Genomic DNA, 1,063 nt, shown 5'->3' with positions numbered 1-1,063 from the left:
TCAACACAGATGCGATTACTGCTGAGCGCGACGCGCGTATTGCTGATATCAAAACCAACAGCGATGCCATTGCAAAAGAGACGCAAAGCCGCATTACCGCAATTAAATCAGTTAGCGATGGATTGACACAGGAGCTAAAAGACAGAGCAGACGGCGATGATGCGGTACTTGAAGTAATCACCACTTATAAAACATCAAACGATAATGCGTTGGCTGCTGTGCAGTCCGATGTTAAAACCGTCACTACTGCGCAATCTGCCACAGCGACAAAGTTAGACGGTGTCTATGCGATTGTGACCCCGCTCACCGCGGACAGCAATCAATGGAAAGCCGATAGCAATAGCAAACAAGCAACTGCTTGGACATTGCAATCAGCTATTGCGACGGGTGATTATACGCTGTCTAGCCGCATTGACGTACTCACCGCCGGCTTTAACAGCAATAGCGCTGCCATCACTAGCGAGCAAACTGCGCGTGCTGATGCGGATAAAGCGATTACCCAACGTGTTGATACCTATATTGCGCAAACCGACAGTAGTATTGCTACTATCAAGCAAGATGTCAAAACCCAAGCTGATAAAACATCTGCAAATAGCAACGCTATCACCGCGTTAGACAACCGTGTTACCACGATTGACACTAACACCAACACAGCAATGCAAAATGCTGCTAGCGCTGTCTCAAAAGCCGACACAGCAGTGACGCAAGCGGGCAGTGCGTCATCATTAGCACAAACCGCGAGTGCAACTGCTACCAACGCTCAATCGGTAGCAAATACAGCCAAGTCAACTGCTGATACAGCCAAGTCAACAGCGGACACGGCTAACACCAATGCGGCAACGGCAGTTAATAAAGCCAATGCTGCTGCAGATAGCGCGAGTGCGACAGCAAGTACGCTACAACAGGTACAAGCTGATTTGGCGGGTAAAGCGAGTACAGGCTCGGTTACTGCAGTTGATAGCAAAGTCACTGAGCTAAACGGCAAAGTCACGGCTAATACTACCAAGCTAGACGGTGTCTATGCGATTGTGACCCCGCTCACCGCGGACAGCAATCAATGGAA

The 1,063-nt window shown here is 49.3% G+C and carries 1 pseudogene; it reads left to right on the top strand.

What is annotated here, in order from left to right:
- A pseudogene (locus RTP55_RS07195) lies at positions 1-1,063 on the top strand (TipJ family phage tail tip protein); the annotation flags it as partial.

Source organism: Moraxella sp. CTOTU47579 (assembly GCF_032004885.1).
In the GTDB taxonomy this organism is placed as follows: domain Bacteria; phylum Pseudomonadota; class Gammaproteobacteria; order Pseudomonadales; family Moraxellaceae; genus Faucicola; species Faucicola tetraodonis.
This window is presented reverse-complemented; position numbering and strand designations above follow the sequence as displayed.